Here is a 20,308-nt window from a genome sequence, read left to right as displayed (position 1 = left end):
ATGAATGATGCCGCCCCTGCACGTCACCTTCTGGAAGCCCGTGCTGGCCATGACCGCCCTGGTCGCGGCCCTCAGCGTGCTGGTCACGCTGGCCAGCGACGTGCAGCGCGAATTGCGCACACTCGGCACAGCCTCGACCGACAGCACGGTCTGGTCCGTCGCCCAGCTTGACGTGGAATTCGGCCGCCTCAGAAGCTCCGGGCTGGAGGCGGCGCTTGATCCAAGCTTCGATCTGAACGAGGTGCGCACCAACTTCGACATCTTCTACAGCCGCGTCGACATCGTGACGGACAGCCCGCGCTACCGCCCGGTGCCCACCGATCCGGTGTTCGAATCCGCGCTGGACGACGTGCATGCCTTTCTGACACAGGCCGTGCCGATCATCGACGCACCCGACGCGGTGCTGCGCGGGCAGCTTGACACCCTGAACGCACTGATCCGCACCGCAGAGGCTGACGTTCGCGCCGTCGCCGTCGAGGGACAGGCGTATTCCGTCGCGCTGTCGCAAGTGCGCCGGACCAACCTTTCGAACACCTTGCAGCTTCTGGCCCTCGTGATCGGCACCGTGCTGTTGGTTCTTGTCGCCGTCGCCATCATCCTTGTGCGCGTTCTGATGAGTTCGCAGTCGCGGGCGCGCGTGCTGCAAGAGACGTCAAACAGGTTGCGCACGGTGGTCGCCACGTCGCTCGACGCGATCCTAGTGACTGACAGCATGGGACGGATCAGGACGGCAAACGCCGCTGCGGTTGCGATGTTCGGCCAGACCGAACCCGAGCTTTACGGCAAGCGGTTGTCGGATATCCTGGTGGCCGACACCGGGCCGGTGCGGGACGAACAGGCCGCGCTTGCCCATCTTGCGGGGCGCGGCCGCATTCGGCTGTCCGGCCTCACGACCGATGGTGCCCGGTTTCCCGCCGAATTCTCGTTGCAACGCGCCCGGCTTGAGAACAGCGACATCTATGTGGTGTTCGTCCGCGACATCTCGATCCAGTTGCGGGCAGAGAACGCGCTGGTCAGTGCGCGCGATCAGGCCATTGCCACGGAACGCGCCAAGACCGATTTCGTTGCCATGATGAGCCACGAGATACGCACGCCGCTGCACGGGCTGCTCGGGTCGCTGGCGCTGTTGCTGCAGACACGACTTGGCACGGAACAGGCGCGCTATGCCGAGAACATGGAAACCTCGGGCCGTCTGCTTTTGAACCATGTCGAGGATGTTCTGGATGTCGCCCGCCACGACGCCGGGCACATGCGCCGCGAGTTGGAGCCGGTCGATCTGTCGGCGCTGCTGGAGGACGCCGTGCGCGGCCAGTGCGATCTGGCGGCGACGGCGGAGAACCAGATTGGCTGGCGCTGGATCGGACCGCCGCGCGACCACATCCTGACCGATCCGAACAAGCTGCGGCGCGTGCTGTCCAACCTTCTGGGCAACGCGGTAAAGTTCACAAGGGGCGGCGTGATCGAGTTGACCGCCGAAGAGGTCGGCGCCGACGCAGGCACGATCCTGCGCATCCGCATCACCGACACCGGGCGCGGCATCGATCCCGACAGGATCGAGCGGATTTTCGACGATTTCGAGACCAGCCCCCGGTCGCACCACGGCGAGATCGCGGGCACCGGCCTTGGGCTTGGCATCGCTCGGCGCCTTGCGCGCGTTCTTGGCGGCGAGATCGGCGTGGACAGCACCCTTGGCAAGGGCAGCACGTTCTGGCTAGACCTGCCGGTCCTGACGCCGGAAGTCGGCACCGAGACCGGCCCGTATGAGCCCGCCGCTGCCAAGGACATGCCGATGCGCACGATCCTTCTGGCGGACGACAACGAGATCGGGCGCAGCGTGCTGCGCGACATGCTGGAACTGGACGGGCATGTCGTGGTCGAAGCCGGGGACGGACAGCAGGCGGTGACGTTGGCGGGGGAACACGCCTATGACCTGATCCTGATGGACGTGGCGATGCCGGTGATGGACGGATGCACCGCCGCCCAGCTGATACGCAAGTCAGGGCTTTCCGCCGACGCCCCGATCCTTGCCGTCACAGCGCACGCCCTTCCAGAAGAGATCGAGCGGTTCCGCGCCTTTGGGCTGACCGGCGTGATGCTCAAGCCGGTGCGTCTTGATACGCTGCGCGAGACCTGCCGCGATCCGCACGGCGCCGGGTTCGCGCCGCTTCGGCACGCCGTGGCGGGAACCGACGATGTGGACGAAATCATCGGCGCAGACGCGCGCAAGGCGCTGGTGGTCCGGTTCAGGGCCGAAGCGCGGGACCTGGTGTCACAGGTTCTCGACGACGGGGCAGACGACGCAACCCGGGCCGCGGCAGCGCATCTGCTGGCGGGCTCTGCCGGGGCGTTGGGGTTTGCGCACGTCGCACAGGCCGCCATCGACGCGGAGCTGGCCTTCGGAAAGCCGGGCCACGGGCCGGACGCGGACAGGGCGCCGATGGACGCCGCCGAACGGCTGGCCGAGGCAGTCGCGGCGGTGACCGAGGATATCTTCGAGGGGCGCGATGCCGCCGAATAGCCCGCTTTGCGCCAACCCTCGGCGCGCGGTATTCACGGCGCGCCAGACACGCACCAAGGACCACGCGCCATGACCCTCGCCCTGTTCTTCGACATGCGGCCTAAACCGGGCCATCTGGACCACTACTTTGCCCATGTCGATCGGCTGCGCCCGCACCTTGCCCGTCACGATGGCCTGCTGGATCTGGAACGGTTCCGGCGGCTGGACGATCCGCAGGCGATCCTGTCGCACCAGCACTGGCGCGACGAGGCGGCGATCCTTGCATGGCGGCGCGACCGCGAGCATCGCAAGTCCCAGGTTGCAGGCCGCTCTGTCCATTTCGAGGAATACCGCATCCGGATCGGCCCCCTGATCGACCTGGACAGCCGCGCCGAGGACTCAACGAGCGCGCGGTTCGTCGTAACCCTGCGCAGCGCCATCGCCCCCGCTACGCCCTCCACGCAGGACATGCGCCATTTCGAAAGCGTCACGCGGCCGGGGCATTTCCTGTCGGTCGCGGCAGCGTCCAGCCTGCCCGAGGCGCGCGCCATCGTCGCAGGTCATCCGGGCACCGAAGCTGGCCGGATCTATGCCATCACGCGGGACTACGGAATGACCGAGCGGGCCGAAGCGCCGGACCCTGAATGAAGGCAATGACGCGAATCAACGGCTTAGCAATCATGTCGGCAGGGATTGCGCAGGCCGCCCAGATGCTGGGCCAATGCTCAAGCGAGCGGCAGACGAGCAACCTGATGGCGAGGAACAAGAAACCTGACCGAGAATTCCCATCCGTTCGGATAGGTCTGCGAGCAAGAGCAACACTGGTGCAACACTGTTGGGTTCCACACAGCGGACAAGCATCTTGCCGAAACGCAGGCTAGTCCATAGGGTTCCCGAAGAGTTGCCTGTGGATGGTTGCGCGCAAAGCTTTCGCCGCCCCCGACTGCGGGCCTCGACAAGAATTAAAAAAGAATTGTCCAGAAGGAGGAGATGGACTCAATGGAACGTCGTAAATTTCTGAAGGGCGCCGCGCTCGGCACCGCTGCCACAACCCTGGCAGCCCCCGCCATTGCGCAAGAGCGCAAGGAAATGGTGATCGTATCGACCTGGCCGCGTGACTTCCCCGGTCTCGGCATCTCGGCCCAGCGCCTGTCCGACAACATCACGTCGCTGTCCGACGGCCGCATCCAGACCCAGTACTTCGCTGCGGGCGAGCGCGTCGGCGCATTCGACTCGTTCGACGAAGTCGCGTCCGGCAACAGCCAAGCCTACATCGGCGCCGACTACTACTGGACCGGCAAGCACCCGGCATGGGCGTATTTCACCTCGGTTCCGTTCGGCATGACCACGCCCGAGTGGAACGCCTGGATCAAGTATGCCGGCGGTCAGGAACTTTGGGACGAACTGGCGGGCGAATTCGGCCTCAAAAACATCGCCTGCGGCTCGACCGGCACCCAGGCCGGCGGCTGGTTCAACAAGCGCATCGAAAGCCGTGACGACCTTCAGGGCCTGAAAATGCGTATCCCCGGCCTCGGCGGCCAGGTGATGACCAAACTCGGCGCGTCGACCGTGTCGCTTCCGGGCGGCCAGATCTACGAAAACCTCGTGTCGGGCTCGATCGAAGCGACCGAGTGGGTCGGCCCCTACAATGACTTCTTCATGAAGTTCTACGAAGCGGCGCAGTACTACTACACCGGCGGCATGCACGAGCCGGGCGGCGGTCTTGCCCTCGGCATGAACGCATCCTGGTGGGGCACCCTGACCGATTGGGAAAAGGAAGTCATCACTGCGGCGTCCTACATGGAACTCGCGGCCTCGCACGAGGAAGCGGCGGCTCTCAACGGGGTCTACCTGCAGCGCCTGATCGACGAGCACGGTGTGCAGGTCGAAGCGTTCAACGACGACATTTGGGATGCCTTCGGAGAAGCGTCGGCGGAAGTGTTCGAGGAAACCCGCGCACATTCCGAACTCGCCACCCGGATCGACGACGGCTTCCAGGCGAAGCTGCGCGAGATCGGCGGCTTCATGGCGCAGTTCGAGACGACCTTCGTCAACCAGCGTAACCGCGTTCTCGACCTGGGCTGAGTTCAGCTTGCGAGACCAAGAAGCGAAAGCCGGGTTTCCCGGCTTTCGCGCCTTTTGGGGTAGCCCAGGGACGGGCACCGAATTCCGGGGACATCAATGACCGACGCAAGCATCGAAAGGACCGGACGGCGTGCGCCGCTGGTGCGCTACTTCGGCTGGACCATGCTGTTTCTGCTGGCCGCCCACCAGATCGCCAACTTCCTGACCGTGGCCTATGATTTTCCCGGTGCGTTCGACGCTTTTTCGGGTGGCAGCGCGGGCGCGTGGACGCAACTCGTCCTCTTGCTGGTCGCCCTCATTCTTCCGGCCGTCGTCGTCGCATCCTCGCCTGACCGCTCCTTGCGTTACGAGGCCAGACGGATCAGCGACTTCAACGCTTACCTCATTCGCGCATTCTTCTTCGGCGTGTTCTTCGTCGGCGTCGCAGATGCCGCCATCGCCTTCATGCGGATCGAAGGCATGCTGGTGCAGTTCTTCCCCGAAAGCGTGTCGGTCGGGCTTGCCCGCGCCAGCTGGACCGCGATGAATGTGCATGTCCCCCTGATCGTCGCGGGCTTCGTGCTGGCGCTGTTCACGCGCAGCCTCGGATTTGTCTGGCTTGCGTTGCTGATCGTGGTCGCCGAGTTGCTGATCGTGATTTCGCGCTTCGTGTTCTCCTATGAACAGGCGTTCATGGGCGATCTCGTGCGCTACTGGTATGCCGCGCTGTTCCTCTTCGCCTCGGCACATACGCTGCTTGCAGAAGGCCATGTGCGCGTCGATGTGCTGTATTCCGGCTTCTCGGAGCGCGCCAAGGGCCGCGCCAACACCTTCGGAACGCTTCTGCTGGGCATCGTGACCGCGTGGACGATCCTCTACATCGGATTTGACGGACCGCAGTCGCTGATAAACGCACCGGTGCGCAACTTCGAGATCTCGCAGTCGGGACCGGCGGGCATGTACATCAAGTACCAGATGGCCGCTTTCCTTGGCATTTTTGCCGCGACGATGCTGATCCAGTTCGTCGCCTACCTCTTCGAAGCCTTTGCCGACTGGCGGGATGAACCCGGCCGTGTCGAGCGCGACGGCACAGCCGCACACTAAGGCCGGGACAGCATCATGGAAATCTTCTTCCTTCTTCTCCTCATCGGCATCATGGCGTTCGCGCTGGGCTCGGGCTACCCGGTGGCCTTTGCCCTGCCCGGCGCCGCGATCCTGACCATCGGCCTTGCAGCCGCGTCGGGCTATCTGTTCGCCGGCAACACCGACATCTTCTTTCACTCGGGCGGGCCGTCACAATGGCTGTCAGCGGGGGTGACCAACCTTCGAGGGGTCTATTGGGAGGTCGACAGGGATACGCTTATCGCGATTCCGCTGTTCATCTTCATGGGCATCATGCTGCAGCGGTCCAAGATCGCCGAGGACCTGCTGGTCACCATGGCGCAACTCTTTGGCCCGATCCCGGGCGGCCTTGGCATCTCGGTGGTGTTCGTCGGCGCGCTGCTGGCCGCCACCACTGGCATCGTCGGCGCCACCGTGGTCGCGATGGGCCTGATCTCTCTGCCCGCGATGCTGCGCAACAACTATTCGCCGCAGCTTGCCACCGGCACGATCGCCGCGTCGGGGACGCTGGGCCAGATCATCCCGCCATCGATCGTTCTCATCATCCTTGCCGACCAGCTTGCGTCGGCGTCCGATCAGGCGGGAACCATCCGCACGGCGCTCTACAAGCAGTCCACGGGCGAGCTGTCCTTGCCCAGCGAATACGCCGTCACCTCGACCAGCGCGGGCGAGATGTTCCTTGGCGCCTTCGTGCCCGGCCTCGTGCTTGTCGGGCTTTACATGCTCTACATCCTGGTCTTCGCCATCCTTCGGCCCAAGGACGCGCCGTCCGTGCCCTACGAGGGCAAGCGCAACGCCAAGTTCTGGCTGGACGTTGTCCTGACGCTGGTGCCGCCGCTGGCGCTGATCTTCCTCGTGCTCGGCTCGATCATCGCGGGCATCGCGACGGTCAACCAGGCTGGGGCCATCGGCGCGGCGGGTGCGCTGGTGATGGCGGGCTACCGATTGCCCAAGGCCGGAACGCGCAACATCTTCGTGCCTGCGGCCCTCGCGATTGCGGGGCTTGCCCTGATCGCGCTGGCGCTCGCGTATTTCCCGATGAACATCAAGCAGGTGCTTGCCACGGGTGCGACCATGACCGGCATCTACATCGGTGTCCTTGGCACCGTGCTTGTCGTCGCCTCGCTGATCTGGAGCGCCCTGCGCGCCTTCAAGATGGAGAACACGCTGTCCGAGGTGATGGTGGAAACGGCCAAGACGACGTCGCTGGTCTTTATCATCCTTCTGGGCGCCGCGATGCTGACGGCCGCCTTCCGGGCCTTCGGCGGCGAAGACCTCGTCCGGGACTTCCTGAACGGATTGCCCGGCGGGTTCTGGTCGAAGTTCTTCATCGTCATGTTGGTGATCTTCGTTCTCGGCTTCTTCCTCGACTTCATCGAGATCGCCGTGGTCGTGGTGCCGATCATCGCGCCAATCCTGCTGGCCGATCCTTCGGCGAACATCACCGCCGTCTGGCTCGGCGTCATGATCGGCCTGAACATCCAGACGTCCTTTCTGACACCGCCTTTCGGCTTTGCACTGTTCTACCTGAGGGGCGTCGCTCCAAAGGCGGTGCGCACGGTGTCGATCTATCGCGGCGTGATCGCCTTCATCGGGCTGCAGCTTCTGGCCCTTGTCGTCGTCGCATTCTACCCGCCGCTGGTGAACTACCTGCCCGCGCGCACATCGCTGCTGGCCGTGACGGCCCCGCCGCCAGTGAACCCCGGCCTGCAATACTGCATCGCCGACTACATCCACGACGAGTTCGAGGACCGCGGCGACGAGATCTCGGCGGCGATAGAGCGTGCGCAGGGGCTGGACGTGTCCTACCTGCCCGCTTCGCTGTCACGCGATTGGCAGGAAGGTCTGGAAAAGGCGGCTCAGGCCATCCCGTTGATGAATGAGATCAATGAGGCCGACCTGGCCATGGAACAGGCCGCGCCGGAATACCGTCCGGTCCACACCGTCGTGCGGCGGATCGAACGGGACATGAACCGGATCAACGACAATCTGGAAGAGGCCCGGACACTTCTGTCGCGCGGCTTTGGCGACCCCGACCGGCTTGAGGCGCGTATCGCCGAACGGGAACAAGAGCTTGCCGCGCTCGAGGCACAGATCCCGGACGACTGGCTGGACACGCAGGCCGCCTTCAACGAACTTGCGTCGGCAGACCGCAGGGCGCGGCAACTGTTCCAGCGCACCGTGGATCAGGCCTATCAGCCGGTGCCTGAACTGATCGACATCATCGCTGCTGCAGACCGGCTTCCCCCGTTCGAGGCGGAATTGAACCGCCTGCGCGAAGCGGCGCCGACGCTGGACGAGGATACGGTCGACGACGTGTTCCGCCCGGTCGAAAGTGCCATCGGAGACGTTCCGGCGGCGCGGGAAATCCGCAGCCTCTTGTCGGACGCCCGCGGCGAGATCGAGGATGGCAACTTTGACGAGGCCGACACGATCATGGCCGAGGCACAGGCGTTGCTGCAAAGCGAGATCGAATGGCGGACCCGCGCCGAGGCCGAGTTGTTGCCGGACCTGCGCGCCTACGAGGCCGCGATCCGCGACACCATCGGCCTTCGCAGCCAGCCTCGCCTGCCGCGCGAACAGGCGCTCGACGTTGCAGCGTGCAACGCCAACCACCGCGATATCTCGCTGAACTTCTGATCTGAAGGACACGGAGGATACGGGCCGCCCGGCAAGGGCGGCCCGTTCCGTCTAAGGCGATCAGGGTCTGGCGCGATAGTCGCCGGCCAGCCTCAGGAACCCGAAAGCCTGCGCCAGATCGACCATGCGCGAGGCGTTGCCAGGCACCTCGTAGGGCGCCTCCAGCTCGGGCAGGATGCTGTCGTAGACCTCGGCGAAATGGTGGTTCACCATCCGCGCGCCCAGACCGAAGCGGTCCGCCAGAACATCGATCGAATAGCGCGGCATCGAGGCCATCGCGCGCAGCAGGAAAAGCTGCGTCGGCGTACGCCCGATCAACAGCCGCAGCCAGCGTTTGCAGGTCACATGGTCGATCAGGCCACAGCGGAACGACCAGGCAATGAAGAACGGGATCGAGAGGAATTCGACTTCATCCTTGTGCAGCGACGCGTCGAACTGCCGCCCGATCTTCTTGAAATAGGTGATCTGCAGCCGTGCGCGGGCAAGGTTCTGCACCGCGTAGGCAAGGCTGGCGGTGTGCAGCATTCCCAGCGGCAGGTAGTAGTCGCGGAAGATGTCGGTCTTTTGCCAGGCGTCGAGCGGCCGGAAATCGGTGTTGAAGACGGCGGTGCCGACATTGCGAAAGATCGCGGGCCGGGTCACGTCAAGGTGCTGGACGCGGCGATAGGCGTCCAGCTCGTTCTCGGCCATGCTGTGAAACGCCATCCGGGCAATCGAGGCGATCATCTGGTTGGCATCCAGCGTACAGTGGACAACCGACATGGCATCGGCGTCGAACGTCCGGTTGAGGCCGCGAAGGGTGTCCACCTGGAACGCGCTGAAGTCGGGATCAGAGGCGTGCGACGCCTCTTCCAGCAGCTCGCCCATCAGGAACTGTTCGGAGTAGGCCAGCCGCGTTCCGCTGCTTTGTCTGATTCGGATGACTGATTTCATTGAAGAAACACTCCGGTCGGCTGTTCGGGATTGTGCGCCACGCCCACACTGTAGCATGTAAATTTGCAATACTTTGGACCTGTATATTGCCTGATCCGCAGTAATTGGCGCAAGAACTTTGTAAATTTGCAGTTAGCTATCGCCGATCTACGGCATAGCTTGTGGCGGAACAATGGCGGGATTCGGTCGTGGGGGCCGGTCGCACTCCTCCCTTCAACTGAAAGCGAACAGCTGCCGCTGCTTGCAGTGATGGAGACCTATTATGACGTTCTCTTCGACCAAGATCGTGAACCTTGTGTACCTTGGCAATTTCGCCTCGATCGACACGAGCGAAAGCAGCCTTCTCTTTCACAACACGGATGCGGAAAAGGCCGATGATCTGGTCGGAACGTCGGTCGACCATACGGCGCTGAAGGTGGTCACGGCCACGCTCAAGGACGGCGGCGACGGCGCGGTGGCGGATGATGACGCGCTTCTCGGCACGTCCGACACGGTAAGCTACAACCTCGGCAGCGGGTCGCTTACCACCAAGACCGACGCCTCGGTCGAGGCGAACGTCGTCGTGACCGACCCCAACGGGGTCGAACAGACGATCAAGGTCGTGCTGATCCAGAACCAGAACGGCGACGTCTTCATCAGCGATCTCTACAACAACGGATCGCTCGACAATCTGCAGATCTCGAAGGTCGAGATCACCGAAGTCACCGAATCCAATTTCTCCGGCTGGTTTTCCAACCAGTCCGCCGACAACACCACCATCGCCGCCCCCGTGGTCGCCCCCCCTGGGTCCGGCGCGACGGGCGTCGTCGACGGCGAGGAATCCGGCGAGACGATGGGCCTTGGCTATGACGACGCCGATGGTGCAAACGATGGCGGCGGCGACAAGATCACCGCTGGCGCGGACATCATCGACGGCAACGGCGGCAATGACACGATCGACGGCGCGGGCGGCGACGACCTGATCGGCGGCGGCTCGGGCGACGACACGATCTCGGGCAGCGCCGGGAGCGACACGATCTATGGCGACGGCGGCTTTGGCGACGGCGCAACTGGCGGCGCGACCCGCGAAGTGTTCGAGTGGAGCAAGGCGCCCGGCTACGGCGACGAGCATGATGCCGCGCATTTCACGCAGGACACCGGAACGGTCGATGTGTCGTTCAGGATTCTGACCGACAAGAGCACGGAAATCGAATACGAGACTTCGCACGGCAACGTCGACGGCATCGACACAGGTGGCCTTGGCGCCGTCAACAAGGGCAGCAACCTGGCCTTTGAGACGAATGATGACGACGACCGCGCCGTGGTCGAGCTTGGCTTTTCCGAAGCCGTCTCGAACGTCGATTTCCGCGTGAGCGACCTTGATTTCGACTCTCAGGTGCAGATCCGCGCCTATGACGCCAACAACAACCTGATTCCGGTCACGATGACGGATGCCGGCACCGGGGTGGTACTGTCCAGCAAGGATGGTCAGCCGGGAAGCGACACAGCCACATCTGACGACGACCACGACAATGGCGGCGCGCCGAGCGACGCCAAGTACTCGGTCCTGGTCGAGATCGCGGGCCCCGTCTCTCGCATCGAGATCGAGCACCTCAATGTCGGCCACGCCGACAGCGACATGCAGGTGTCGAACGTTTATTTCGACGCGGGCGGCGACGTCGTCGCGGGTGATGTGGAAATTCAGGGCGCAGGCGACGACATCATCGATGGCGGCACCGGCGACGACACGATCTTCGGCAATGGCGGCGACGACACCATCGACGGCGGATCGGGCAAAGACACGATCTATGGCGATGGCGGCACGAATGGCGGCGGGAACCTGATCCAGAACGGATCGTTCGAGAACGTCTCGGGCATGACCGCTACCGGCTACGGCTTTGTCGGCACCGGCGGCGTGCCCGGCTGGACCACCACCGATCCCGCCGAGAACGTCGACCTTCACAACGACGGCCGCGGCGGCATGGAGGCGACGGACGGCGACAACTGGCTGGACATGGATGCCAGCCCAGGCAACATCCGCATCGGCCAGGACATCGGCGGTATCGTCGATGGCCAGACCTATGACCTGAAGTTCGACGTCAGCGATGCCAAGGACCTCACATCGACGGACGGCCCGGCCGAAAACCTGGTGAATGTCTACTGGGGGGGCGAGCTGGTCGCGACCATCGACCCAAGCAACACCGGCGAATCCGACTTCGAGACGATCAATCTCAGCCTTGTGGGCGGGGCGGGCAACGGCAACAACCGGCTCGAGTTCGAGGGCACCGGCGCAGAGGACAACCTTGGCGCGGCCATCGACAACGTGATCCTGACGTCTGCGTCCGGTTCGGGCGTGGCGCCTGGCAATGACACGATCACCGGCGGCGACGGCGACGATGTCATCTACGGCGACAACGGCGACCTCGGCGGCTCGCCAGGCACGGACGGTCCGCGCGAGAGCTTTGAATGGAAGGACCTGACGGGCGCCGAGTATGACGGCACCGTCACACAGGATACCGGCACCGTGTCGGTGACCTATACCCGCACCAAGGACACCGGAAATCACTTCAGCGAAGGCGCCGACGCCACGCTGAACGTGACCGGGATCGACAGCGATGGCGAAGCCATCGACGCGACAAGCGGCCTCAAGTCCGAAACCGGCGGTCAGGGCAGCGAAGGGGATTTCCAGTGGGAATTCTCTGATGCGGTCACCGATGTCAGCTTCAACGTGAACGACATCGACGGCGACGGCGTCGTGCGTATCACCGCCTTCGACAAGAACGGCCAGCCGATCGAGGTCGTCCTGGACGGCGGCGCGAACCTGACGCTTGTCGACAGCAACACGGTTGCGGGCAACGATACTGCCGACAGCAATGGCGGCTATGCCGATCCGAACGCCGCCGGATACACGCTTCAGGTCACGGTCCCCGGCCCGGTGTCCAAGATCGTGCTGGAGCATGACCAGAACGGCCCCAACAACTCGGGCATCTATGTCACCGACATCTATTTCAACGCCCCCGGCACTCCGCCGGTGGACGATGGCCTTGGCGGCGACGACACCATCGACGGCGGTGACGGCAACGATGTCATCTTTGGCGAGGGCGGGTCGGACACGATCAGCGGCGGCAAGGGTGCCGACACGATTTCGGGTGGCGGGGACGACGACACGATCACCGTCGGCTCTGGCGACACCGCGCAGGGCAATGGCGGCGACGACGTGTTCTTCGTGGACACAGCCGACACCGACGGCCCCGGCGCGATCACCATCATCGGCGGCGAAACCGACGAGGGCGGCACCGACACCACCAACGATAACTATCCGGGTGCTCCGAACCCGGTCGGCGACGTTCTGGACCTGCGCGGTGTGGGTGTCACGGATCTGACCTTTGATCCGACCGACCCCGAGGCGGGCACGTTCAGCTACCTCAACGACGAGGGCGAGACGATCACCGTCACCTTCTCGGAGATCGAGAACGTGCTGGTGAACAACGGCCCCGACGGCGTCGTCGACGGCGAGGACTTCGGCGAGACGATGGAGCTTGGCTACGACGACGCCGACGGGCCCACCGATGGCGGCGGCGACAAGATCACCACCGGCGGCGACACCATCCTTGGCAATGGCGGCGACGACACCATCGACGCGGACAAGGGCAACGACACCGTCGACGGCGGCACCGGGAACGACACCATCGACGGCAACGACGGCGACGACATTCTGATCGGCGGCGAAGGCGACGACACGCTTCTTGGCGGCGAGGGTAACGACCAGCTCGACGGCGGCGAAGGCAATGACCGGCTTGAGGCCGGCCCGGGCAATGACCAGCTTGATGGCGGCATCGGCGACGACGTCCTGATCGGCGGCGCGGGCACCGACATCCTGCGCGGCGGCGAAGGCAACGATACGCTTCAGGGCAACGGCGACGGCGATCAGCTGGACGGCGGCACCGGCAACGACACCCTGACCGGCGGCGACGGCGACGACCAGCTTCTGGGCGGCGCGGGCACCGACACGCTGGACGGCGGGCTCGGCGCGGACATTGTCGATGGCGGCGGCGATGACGACACGATCACGCTTGGCGCAGGCGACACCGGCATCGGCGGCGGCGGCGACGACGTGTTCTTCGTCGATCCGGCCGACACAGACGGCCCGGGTTCGATCAGCATCATCGGCGGCGAGACCGACGAGGGCGGTGCGGACACGACCAACGACAATTACCCGGGCGCTCCGCTGCCCCTTGGCGACGTTCTCGACCTGCGCGGCGTGGACGTGGTCAGCTTTACCCCGGACGGGCTCGACCCCGAGGCGGGCGTGGTCGTCTACCGCAACGGTGACGGCGAGGAAATCACCGTCGCCTACACCCAGATCGAGAACGTCCTGATCGATCCGAAAGCACCCGACGGCATCGTCGACGGCGAAGAGTTCGGCGAGACGATGGGACCGGGCTATGACGATGCCGACGGACCCACCGATGGCGGCGGCGACCTCATCGACGGCGCGGACGGCCTTGATGACGTGATCGAGGGCAATGGCGGCGACGACATCATCGACGCTGGCCTTGGCAACGACGATGTCGACGGCGGCACCGGCAACGACACCATTGACGGCAACGTCGGCAACGACACCATCAAGGGCGGGGAAGGCAACGACACGCTTAGCGGCGGGGCCGGAACCGATACCATCCTCGGCGGCACAGGCGATGACGTCATCGACGGCGGCGCAGACAACGACGCGCTCTTCGGAGAGGCCGGTAACGACACGATCAACGGCGGCGAAGGCAACGACCAGCTTGGCGGCGGCGCGGGCAGCGACACGCTTGACGGCGGCGAAGGCGGCGACCTGATCGAGGGCGGCGGCGACGACGACACCATCACCGTCGGAGCGTTCGACACCGCGCGCGGCGAGGGCGGCGACGACGTGTTCTTCGTCGATCCAACCCAAACCACCGGTCCGGGCTTTGCCACCATCACCGGCGGCGAGACCGACGAGGGCGGCGCCGACACCACCAACGACGATTACCCGGGCGCGCCAAACCTGATCGGCGACGTTCTGGACCTGCGCAGCGTGAAGCTGGAAAGCTTCAGCCCAGACGGCGGCGATCCGGCTTCTGAAAGCGGGACGTTCAGCTATCTCAACGCCGACAGCGAGTTGGTGACGGTCCGCTATACCGAGATCGAGAACGTCATCCTGCCCCCGCCCCCGGCGCCCCCCGGTCCGGTGGACGGCCTGGAGACAGGCGAGGGCATGAACCCTGGCTACACCGACGCGCAGGGTGACCAGATCGACGGCACCGACGGGAACGACGACGAGATTTACGGCAATGGCGGCAATGACGTCATCAACTCCGGTCTTGGCGACGACATCGTGGACGGCGGGTCGGGCGACGATGTCTTCGTCATCGCCGAAGAAGGTAACGGGATCGACAACGACCAGATCATTGGTGGCGAGACCGGCGAGACCAATGGCGACACCCTGACGACCGCGCCGATCAGCGACGATCTGACCGTCACCTTGTCTGCCCCGGAAACGGGCACGATCACCGACGGAACAGATACCACGACGTTCGAAGAGATCGAGACCATCACGCTTGGCGGCGGCGACGATACGGTCACCGGCTCGACCGGCGACGATACCGTCGACACGGGCGGAGGCGACGATACGGTCAATGCAGGCGATGGCAACGACACCATCACCGGCGGCGGCGGGTCTGACACGGTGGACGGCGGCGATGGCGACGATGTCATCGACACCAGCGGCGGCACACCGCTGACCGCCCTGCCCGATCGCGGGTTCCCCGGCTATGACACCAACAACGACGGCGATCTGACCGACCCGACCGACGTTCCGCCGATCCCTGCCGATGGCAACCCGAACGACGACAAGGACACCGTCTTTGGCGGCGCAGGCAACGACACGATCAAGACCGGCGACGATGACGACTTCATCGACGGCGGCGACGGTGACGACACCATCGACGGCGGCCTTGATGACGACATCATCAAGGGCGGCAAGGGCGAAGACTTCATCGTTGGCGGTGAGGGAGCGGACGACATCGACGGTGGCGAGGACGACGACACCATCTATGGCGGTCTGGATCCGATCTTCCCGGACGTGCTGAACCTGATCGACGATCCGGCACCGGGGACCGCGCCCGATCCCGACCCGACGAATGGCCTCGATGTCATTCGCGGCGGCGCGGGCAACGACCGCATCTTCGGGCAGGATGACGATGACATCCTCTATGGCGATGATGGCGACGATACCATCGACGGAGGCAGGGATGACGATCAGCTGTTTGGCGGCGAAGGCACCGACACGCTGATCGGCGGGCAGGGCAACGACACCCTGCGGGGCGGGGCCGGCAACGACACCATGTCCGGTGGCGACGACCGCGACCTGTTCATCGACCTCAACGGCGGAGACATCGTCGACGGCGGCACCGGGTCGACCAAACCGAGCGATATCGACGACTTCGACACGCTGAACCTGCGCGGTCTGAAGCAGTACGACATCGTGGATACCGTCGATGTCGATGGCAACTCGACCTCGGGCCGGGTGGAGTTCCGCGACGGCACGACGCCGGACATCGTCTTCTCGGAAATCGAGGAAATCGTGGTCTGCTTCACCCGCGGCACGATGATCCAGACCGCCACCGGCGAGAAGGCCATCGAGGATCTGGACGTGGGCGAGATGATCGTGACCCGCGACCACGGATTGCAGCCGATGCGTTGGGTCGGATCGCGCAAGGTTCCGGCCAAAGGCAGGCTGGCACCGATCCGGATCAAGGCGGGCGCGATGAAGAACGACCGCGACCTTCTGGTCTCGCCACAGCACAGGATGCTCGTCGAAGGCTGGCGCGCCGAGCTTCTGTTCAACGACCGCGAGGTTCTCGTGGCCGCCAAGCACCTGGTGAACGGCGATACCATCTTCGTGGATGAGGGCGGCGAGGTGGAATATTTCCACATGCTCTTTGACACGCACGAGCTGGTCTATGCCAATGGCGCCCCTTCCGAAAGCTTCCACCCCGGCGAGATGGGTTTCGAGGCGCTCGAGGATGAGGCCCGCGAAGAGGTGCTGACCCTGTTCCCGGAGCTGCGGATCGACGCGTCGGCCTATGGACGCGCGGCGCGGGAAAGCCTCAAGGCGCACGAAGGCAAGATGCTGGCCGACAACCCGGACTTCCTGATCTGACAGGACGCTGGAACGACACAAGGACGGCCCGTGCAGCGCGCGGGCCGTTTTCCTTTGGCGCAGCTTGAAACGTCGATCAGTCGGGAAGTCCCGCCAAGCGCAAGGCGGCGCCGTAAGCGCCTAGCAGGGCCTGATCGACAATCGGCGAGCGCGCTTCAAACGCCTTCACGGAAAACCCCGGCTCCAGCGCTAGCAGGTCAGCGGCCACCTGACGCGCCTCGTCCGTATCCCCCTGCTCGGCCAGCGCCGCCGCAAGAAGCCGCAGGTTCGCCGTGTACTTGGGGTTTTTCTGGCGCGAGCCCTTGGCATGGCGCACGGCTTCGTGCGGATCACGGCACGCGTAAAGCGCGACAGCTAGGAAATGCTCATAGCGGAAATACAGCGGATCATGCGGGGTCAGCGCGATCGCCCGCTCCATTCTTTCGCGCGCCAGTTCGGCCCGGCCGGTGAACGCGGCAGTGGGCGTCGTCCAGAGCAAGGTTTCGGGATCGTGCGGCGCAAGATCGAGCGCGTGCTCGAACAGCACCTCGGCTTCGGGATAGGCCCTCTCGAAGATCGCCTTGTTGTGACCCAGAACGGCATAGGCCCGCGACACCCAGCCGCCCAGCTTGATCGCTCGAAGCGCCGCCTCGACAAGACGCGCCTGATCGCCGTCGGGGTCATCGGACCAGCCTTGCCCGATCCGCAGGCTGTGCCAGTCGGCAAGGTTCAGGTAGGCGGGCGCATACAAGGGGTCGCGCTGCGTGGCTTCCTGCAGCAGGTCGCCCGCGCGTTCGAACGCATCGCGCTCCAGCCGAAAGATCTCGCGCCGCGCCTGAAGCACGATCTGGTAGACCGTCAATTCGTCGATGCTGACATCCTGGCTCAGCCTCAATTCGACGTCCTGCAGGCCCGGAACGATGGCATTCACCACGCCGGTCGAGACGATGTTCTGGACGGTCTGCAGATTCTCCCGCGAGATGTCGCGCCGCACGACGGTCTGGACGACGCTGCTTTGGGTGTCCGTCAGGCGCACGGTCAGATGCAAGGCACCCGCGTGCCGGTGCAGGCTGCCCAGAAGGGCATAATCCGCGCCCATCTTGTGCAGCTTTTCGTACAGGCGCGGCGTCGACTCTGAAAACCCCATTGTCGTGTTGCCGGACATCACGGCCACGTCGCGCTGGGTGGAGAGGCGGTTGATGATGTCTTCGGCAAGCATGGTGCGAAGGCTGCTTTCGCCCTCGTTCCCGCCGATCAGCGTGAACGGCAGGACCGCGACGACCGGCTGGCCGGTGTCGGGCCGCTGATGATAGTAGCGCCGTTTGGCCCCCGCACGGGCAACGACGGCCGGTGACATTGGCCCCTGTTCGGGCAGGCCGCGCGCAAGCGCAAGGGTTGCGGGATCGGGAGCGAGTCCATCCGCGGCAAGACGCGCGGTCAAGCGATCCAGCACCTGCCGCGCCCGCGTGATGTTTCCGGTGGCCGCCGACAGGGCCATCGCATTTCGTGCCGCTGCCTGATCGAACGGGTCCAGAAGCTGTGCCGCCTCGGCCATTGCATGACGGACGGGAAAGTCGAGAAGGTCGTTGGTCGCGCCGTGGCTCAGAAGGGTCATCCAGCGCTGCGCCGTGCGAAGCCTCAGGTCAGCCACCCATTGCGCGAAATCAGGCGTGATTCCGTCCAGACCGGACAGGATTCGGGTGGCGAGGCGCGGGGTCGACATCATCACATCGGGCACTGTCCCGGCCCCCAGCACCGCCGAAATCCGGTCAAGGTCGCTCTGAAGCCCGCTTGAGAGGACAGCGATCTCGCCGCCATCCTCTCCGACAAGGTCCGCAAGGTCGGGATCGAGCGCGCGAAGATCCTGAAGAAGCGCACCAAGCTTGCGCTGGCCGGTGGGTCCGGTCTCGCCCCACAGCAGCCTGGCCAATGCGTCGCGCTCCGTCTTGCCGTGATCGAAGGACAGGATACACAACAGCGCGACCGTGCGCCGGTTCGTCACTACAAGAGGACCGGTCCACGACCGGCCGACCCCGGCGGGGCCCAGTGTTCTCAGCATCAGGCCGTTGGCCACGAGCGTTCCCCGCATCGCGCTAGCCCCTCAAAGTTATCCACAGCCCCGCAGTCGCGCCAGCACAATCGCAAGGCTTGCTCTTCAGCCCGCATCCCGCGCGCGTCCGGTCGCAAGGGTCAGCGCATCGACCGTGACCGTGGATGCAAGCGCCGCGTCGTCAAAGGGATTGTCCGCCCCTGCGCCCGTCAGCGCATCCTCTGTATCGGCAAGCTGGCCGATCAGGTGTTCTGCGAGCAGCTTGGACCCCAGCGGACCCAGCTTGCGCCCCTTGCCGACGACCTGCGCCTCGACCCAGAGGTAGACGAACAGCGGGGTTTCCGCCTGCACCAGCTTGTCGAGCCCGAACTTGCGCATCTGGGTGTCGTATTCCGGCGGCTTTACATGATGGTTGAGAAGCTGAAGCGCGTTGATGCAATCCTCGGCACTTGGCAGGTTCAGCCGCTGACCAAGCGCGATGTGATGGCGGATGAAGTCGCGCAGCGCCTGCCGTTCAGGATTGACGGTGACAGAGTTGTCATGCGGCGCCGATCCGGCAAGCGCGCCGCCCAGAATGTCGGAGACCGTGCCGCCGGAGACGCTGGTCAGCGCCGGACCATCCTGAAAACCAAGAGGATCGGACGTCTTGCAGACCGAGCTCTTGCGCAGATGATCCGCAAGGCACTGCGCCCCTGCATCGACGGACAGAAGCTGGATCACCGGCAGGATCGCGAAGACCACTTCCAAAGCCGTTGGCACTCCGGGGCGGGCAGAGCCCTTGAGCGCAGTCTTGAACTGGCGATACACCCGCGCGCCAAGAAGTTGGGTTTCCTCGATGGTGATGGGGTCCGCCACGGCGGGCAGGAACTCGTCACGAAGCATCCTGCGATAGCCCCGCACGACGGCGGACTGCGCGATGCCGAAACCCTTTAGCGGATCATCCTGCGCCACCTCGGACCCGGCGCGTTCCGCCTGCGAATTGTGAGCGTCGATCACGGCCAGAAGGATACGCGACAGGCGCATGTCCGCCGCGTGCCGCTGGTCCGCGACCACCGCCACCGCCTTGAGCGGCTGTCCAGCCTCGTCAAAGAACATCGGCCCGAGTTCTGGCGGAATGAAACGTGCCAGATCGTCGAAGGTCCCGCGCGGACCAGAGGAAAGGATATCGCGCAGCCGCAAAAGATCGCGCGCCCGGCCGCGCTTGCCGACACGCAGCTTGCGAGGATCATCGGGGTCGGTCAGGACATCACGCAGCCGCCAGGCAAGGCTGCCCTGCAGGCGCGCACCGCCGTAGACGCTTTCAAGCGCGACAGGACGGCAGCGCAGGTTCGACAGGCTTGCCTCGACGAAAGGACGCGGCAGCGGGCCGATACCCGACTGCCCATCGGGAGGAGCGGCGCGCAACACAGGGGCGCAGGTGTCGTTGAACAGGAACCGTGCGATATCCGCCTGTATCGCAGGCACGCCGATGCCTGGCGCGCGATCCTGGACGATGCGGGCCATCCTGGTGGCAAGGTGAAGGATCTTGTCCTCGGCGGCGGGCGCAAGGTTCGTGGTCCGGTCGAGGAAATACCCCATCGGCGAAAGTCCTGCCGCGCCGGAATCCGGCACGGGATCCAGCTTCGAGAAGCCGCAGGCCGCCGAAACCGACACCGCCCCGCTATGGTCGGCCGCTTCGTCCGGCAGGGCGAATTGACTCGCCGCAGTATAGAATAGCATCGTCTTACCCAGTCGATGATCGGGTCACCCCAATTCGGGATGATCCCGCCCCCGTCATGACTTTCGCCTTCAATCGTTGCGCGATCAACCATAGTTTTCCACAAGCGTTGCAGGTGAGACACGGAACGGCGGACGG

9 protein-coding genes are annotated in these 20,308 nt (G+C 64.7%); 6 read left to right on the top strand and 3 right to left on the bottom strand.

What is annotated here, in order from left to right:
• The first annotated feature begins 4 nt into the window (after positions 1–4).
• The 5 genes from KTJ87_RS01975 to KTJ87_RS01955 all read left to right on the top strand — a co-directional run bounded on the left by KTJ87_RS01975 (position 5) and on the right by KTJ87_RS01955 (position 8,323).
• Entirely contained in the window at positions 5–2,518 is a 2,514-nt protein-coding gene (locus KTJ87_RS01975) for a hybrid sensor histidine kinase/response regulator (RefSeq protein ID WP_267137384.1), read from the top strand.
• 69 nt (positions 2,519–2,587) lie between these two features.
• Complete coding sequence (locus KTJ87_RS01970; RefSeq protein ID WP_267137383.1) at positions 2,588–3,145, top strand: antibiotic biosynthesis monooxygenase family protein; 558 nt, start codon at positions 2,588–2,590, stop codon at positions 3,143–3,145.
• Between the two features lie 351 nt (positions 3,146–3,496).
• Positions 3,497–4,582 carry a TRAP transporter substrate-binding protein gene (locus tag KTJ87_RS01965; protein WP_267137382.1) on the top strand — a complete coding sequence of 362 codons (1,086 nt, stop codon included), beginning with the start codon at positions 3,497–3,499 and terminating at the stop codon, positions 4,580–4,582.
• A gap of 96 nt (positions 4,583–4,678) precedes the next feature.
• On the top strand, positions 4,679–5,665 hold the full coding sequence (locus KTJ87_RS01960; RefSeq protein ID WP_267137381.1) for a TRAP transporter small permease subunit: 987 nt from the start codon (positions 4,679–4,681) through the stop codon (positions 5,663–5,665).
• Positions 5,666–5,680: 15 nt separating this feature from the next.
• On the top strand, positions 5,681–8,323 hold the full coding sequence (locus KTJ87_RS01955) for a TRAP transporter large permease (protein ID WP_267137380.1): 2,643 nt from the start codon (positions 5,681–5,683) through the stop codon (positions 8,321–8,323).
• A 60-nt stretch (positions 8,324–8,383) separates the two neighbouring features.
• Here the strand turns inward: KTJ87_RS01955 and KTJ87_RS01950 are convergent, their stop codons facing one another.
• Entirely contained in the window at positions 8,384–9,256 is an 873-nt protein-coding gene (locus tag KTJ87_RS01950; RefSeq protein ID WP_267137379.1) for a hypothetical protein, read from the bottom strand.
• Positions 9,257–9,518: 262 nt separating this feature from the next.
• Between KTJ87_RS01950 and KTJ87_RS18135 the strand changes: the two genes are divergently transcribed.
• Complete coding sequence (locus tag KTJ87_RS18135) at positions 9,519–16,424, top strand: Hint domain-containing protein (RefSeq protein ID WP_323371579.1); 6,906 nt, start codon at positions 9,519–9,521, stop codon at positions 16,422–16,424.
• 76 nt (positions 16,425–16,500) lie between these two features.
• Here the strand turns inward: KTJ87_RS18135 and KTJ87_RS01930 are convergent, their stop codons facing one another.
• Together KTJ87_RS01930 and KTJ87_RS01925 are read right to left on the bottom strand one after the other, a co-directional pair.
• Entirely contained in the window at positions 16,501–18,492 is a 1,992-nt protein-coding gene (locus KTJ87_RS01930) for a tetratricopeptide repeat protein (protein WP_267137378.1), read from the bottom strand.
• 66 nt (positions 18,493–18,558) lie between these two features.
• Complete coding sequence (locus KTJ87_RS01925) at positions 18,559–20,172, bottom strand: peroxidase family protein (RefSeq protein WP_267137377.1); 1,614 nt, start codon at positions 20,170–20,172, stop codon at positions 18,559–18,561.
• Positions 20,173–20,308 lie beyond the last annotated feature (136 nt).

It is taken from the genome of Anianabacter salinae (genome assembly GCF_019061145.1).
GTDB lineage: Bacteria > Pseudomonadota > Alphaproteobacteria > Rhodobacterales > Rhodobacteraceae > Anianibacter > Anianibacter salinarum.
The sequence above is the reverse complement of the archived record's forward strand: the minus strand, read 5'-3'. Positions and strand labels throughout refer to the sequence as shown.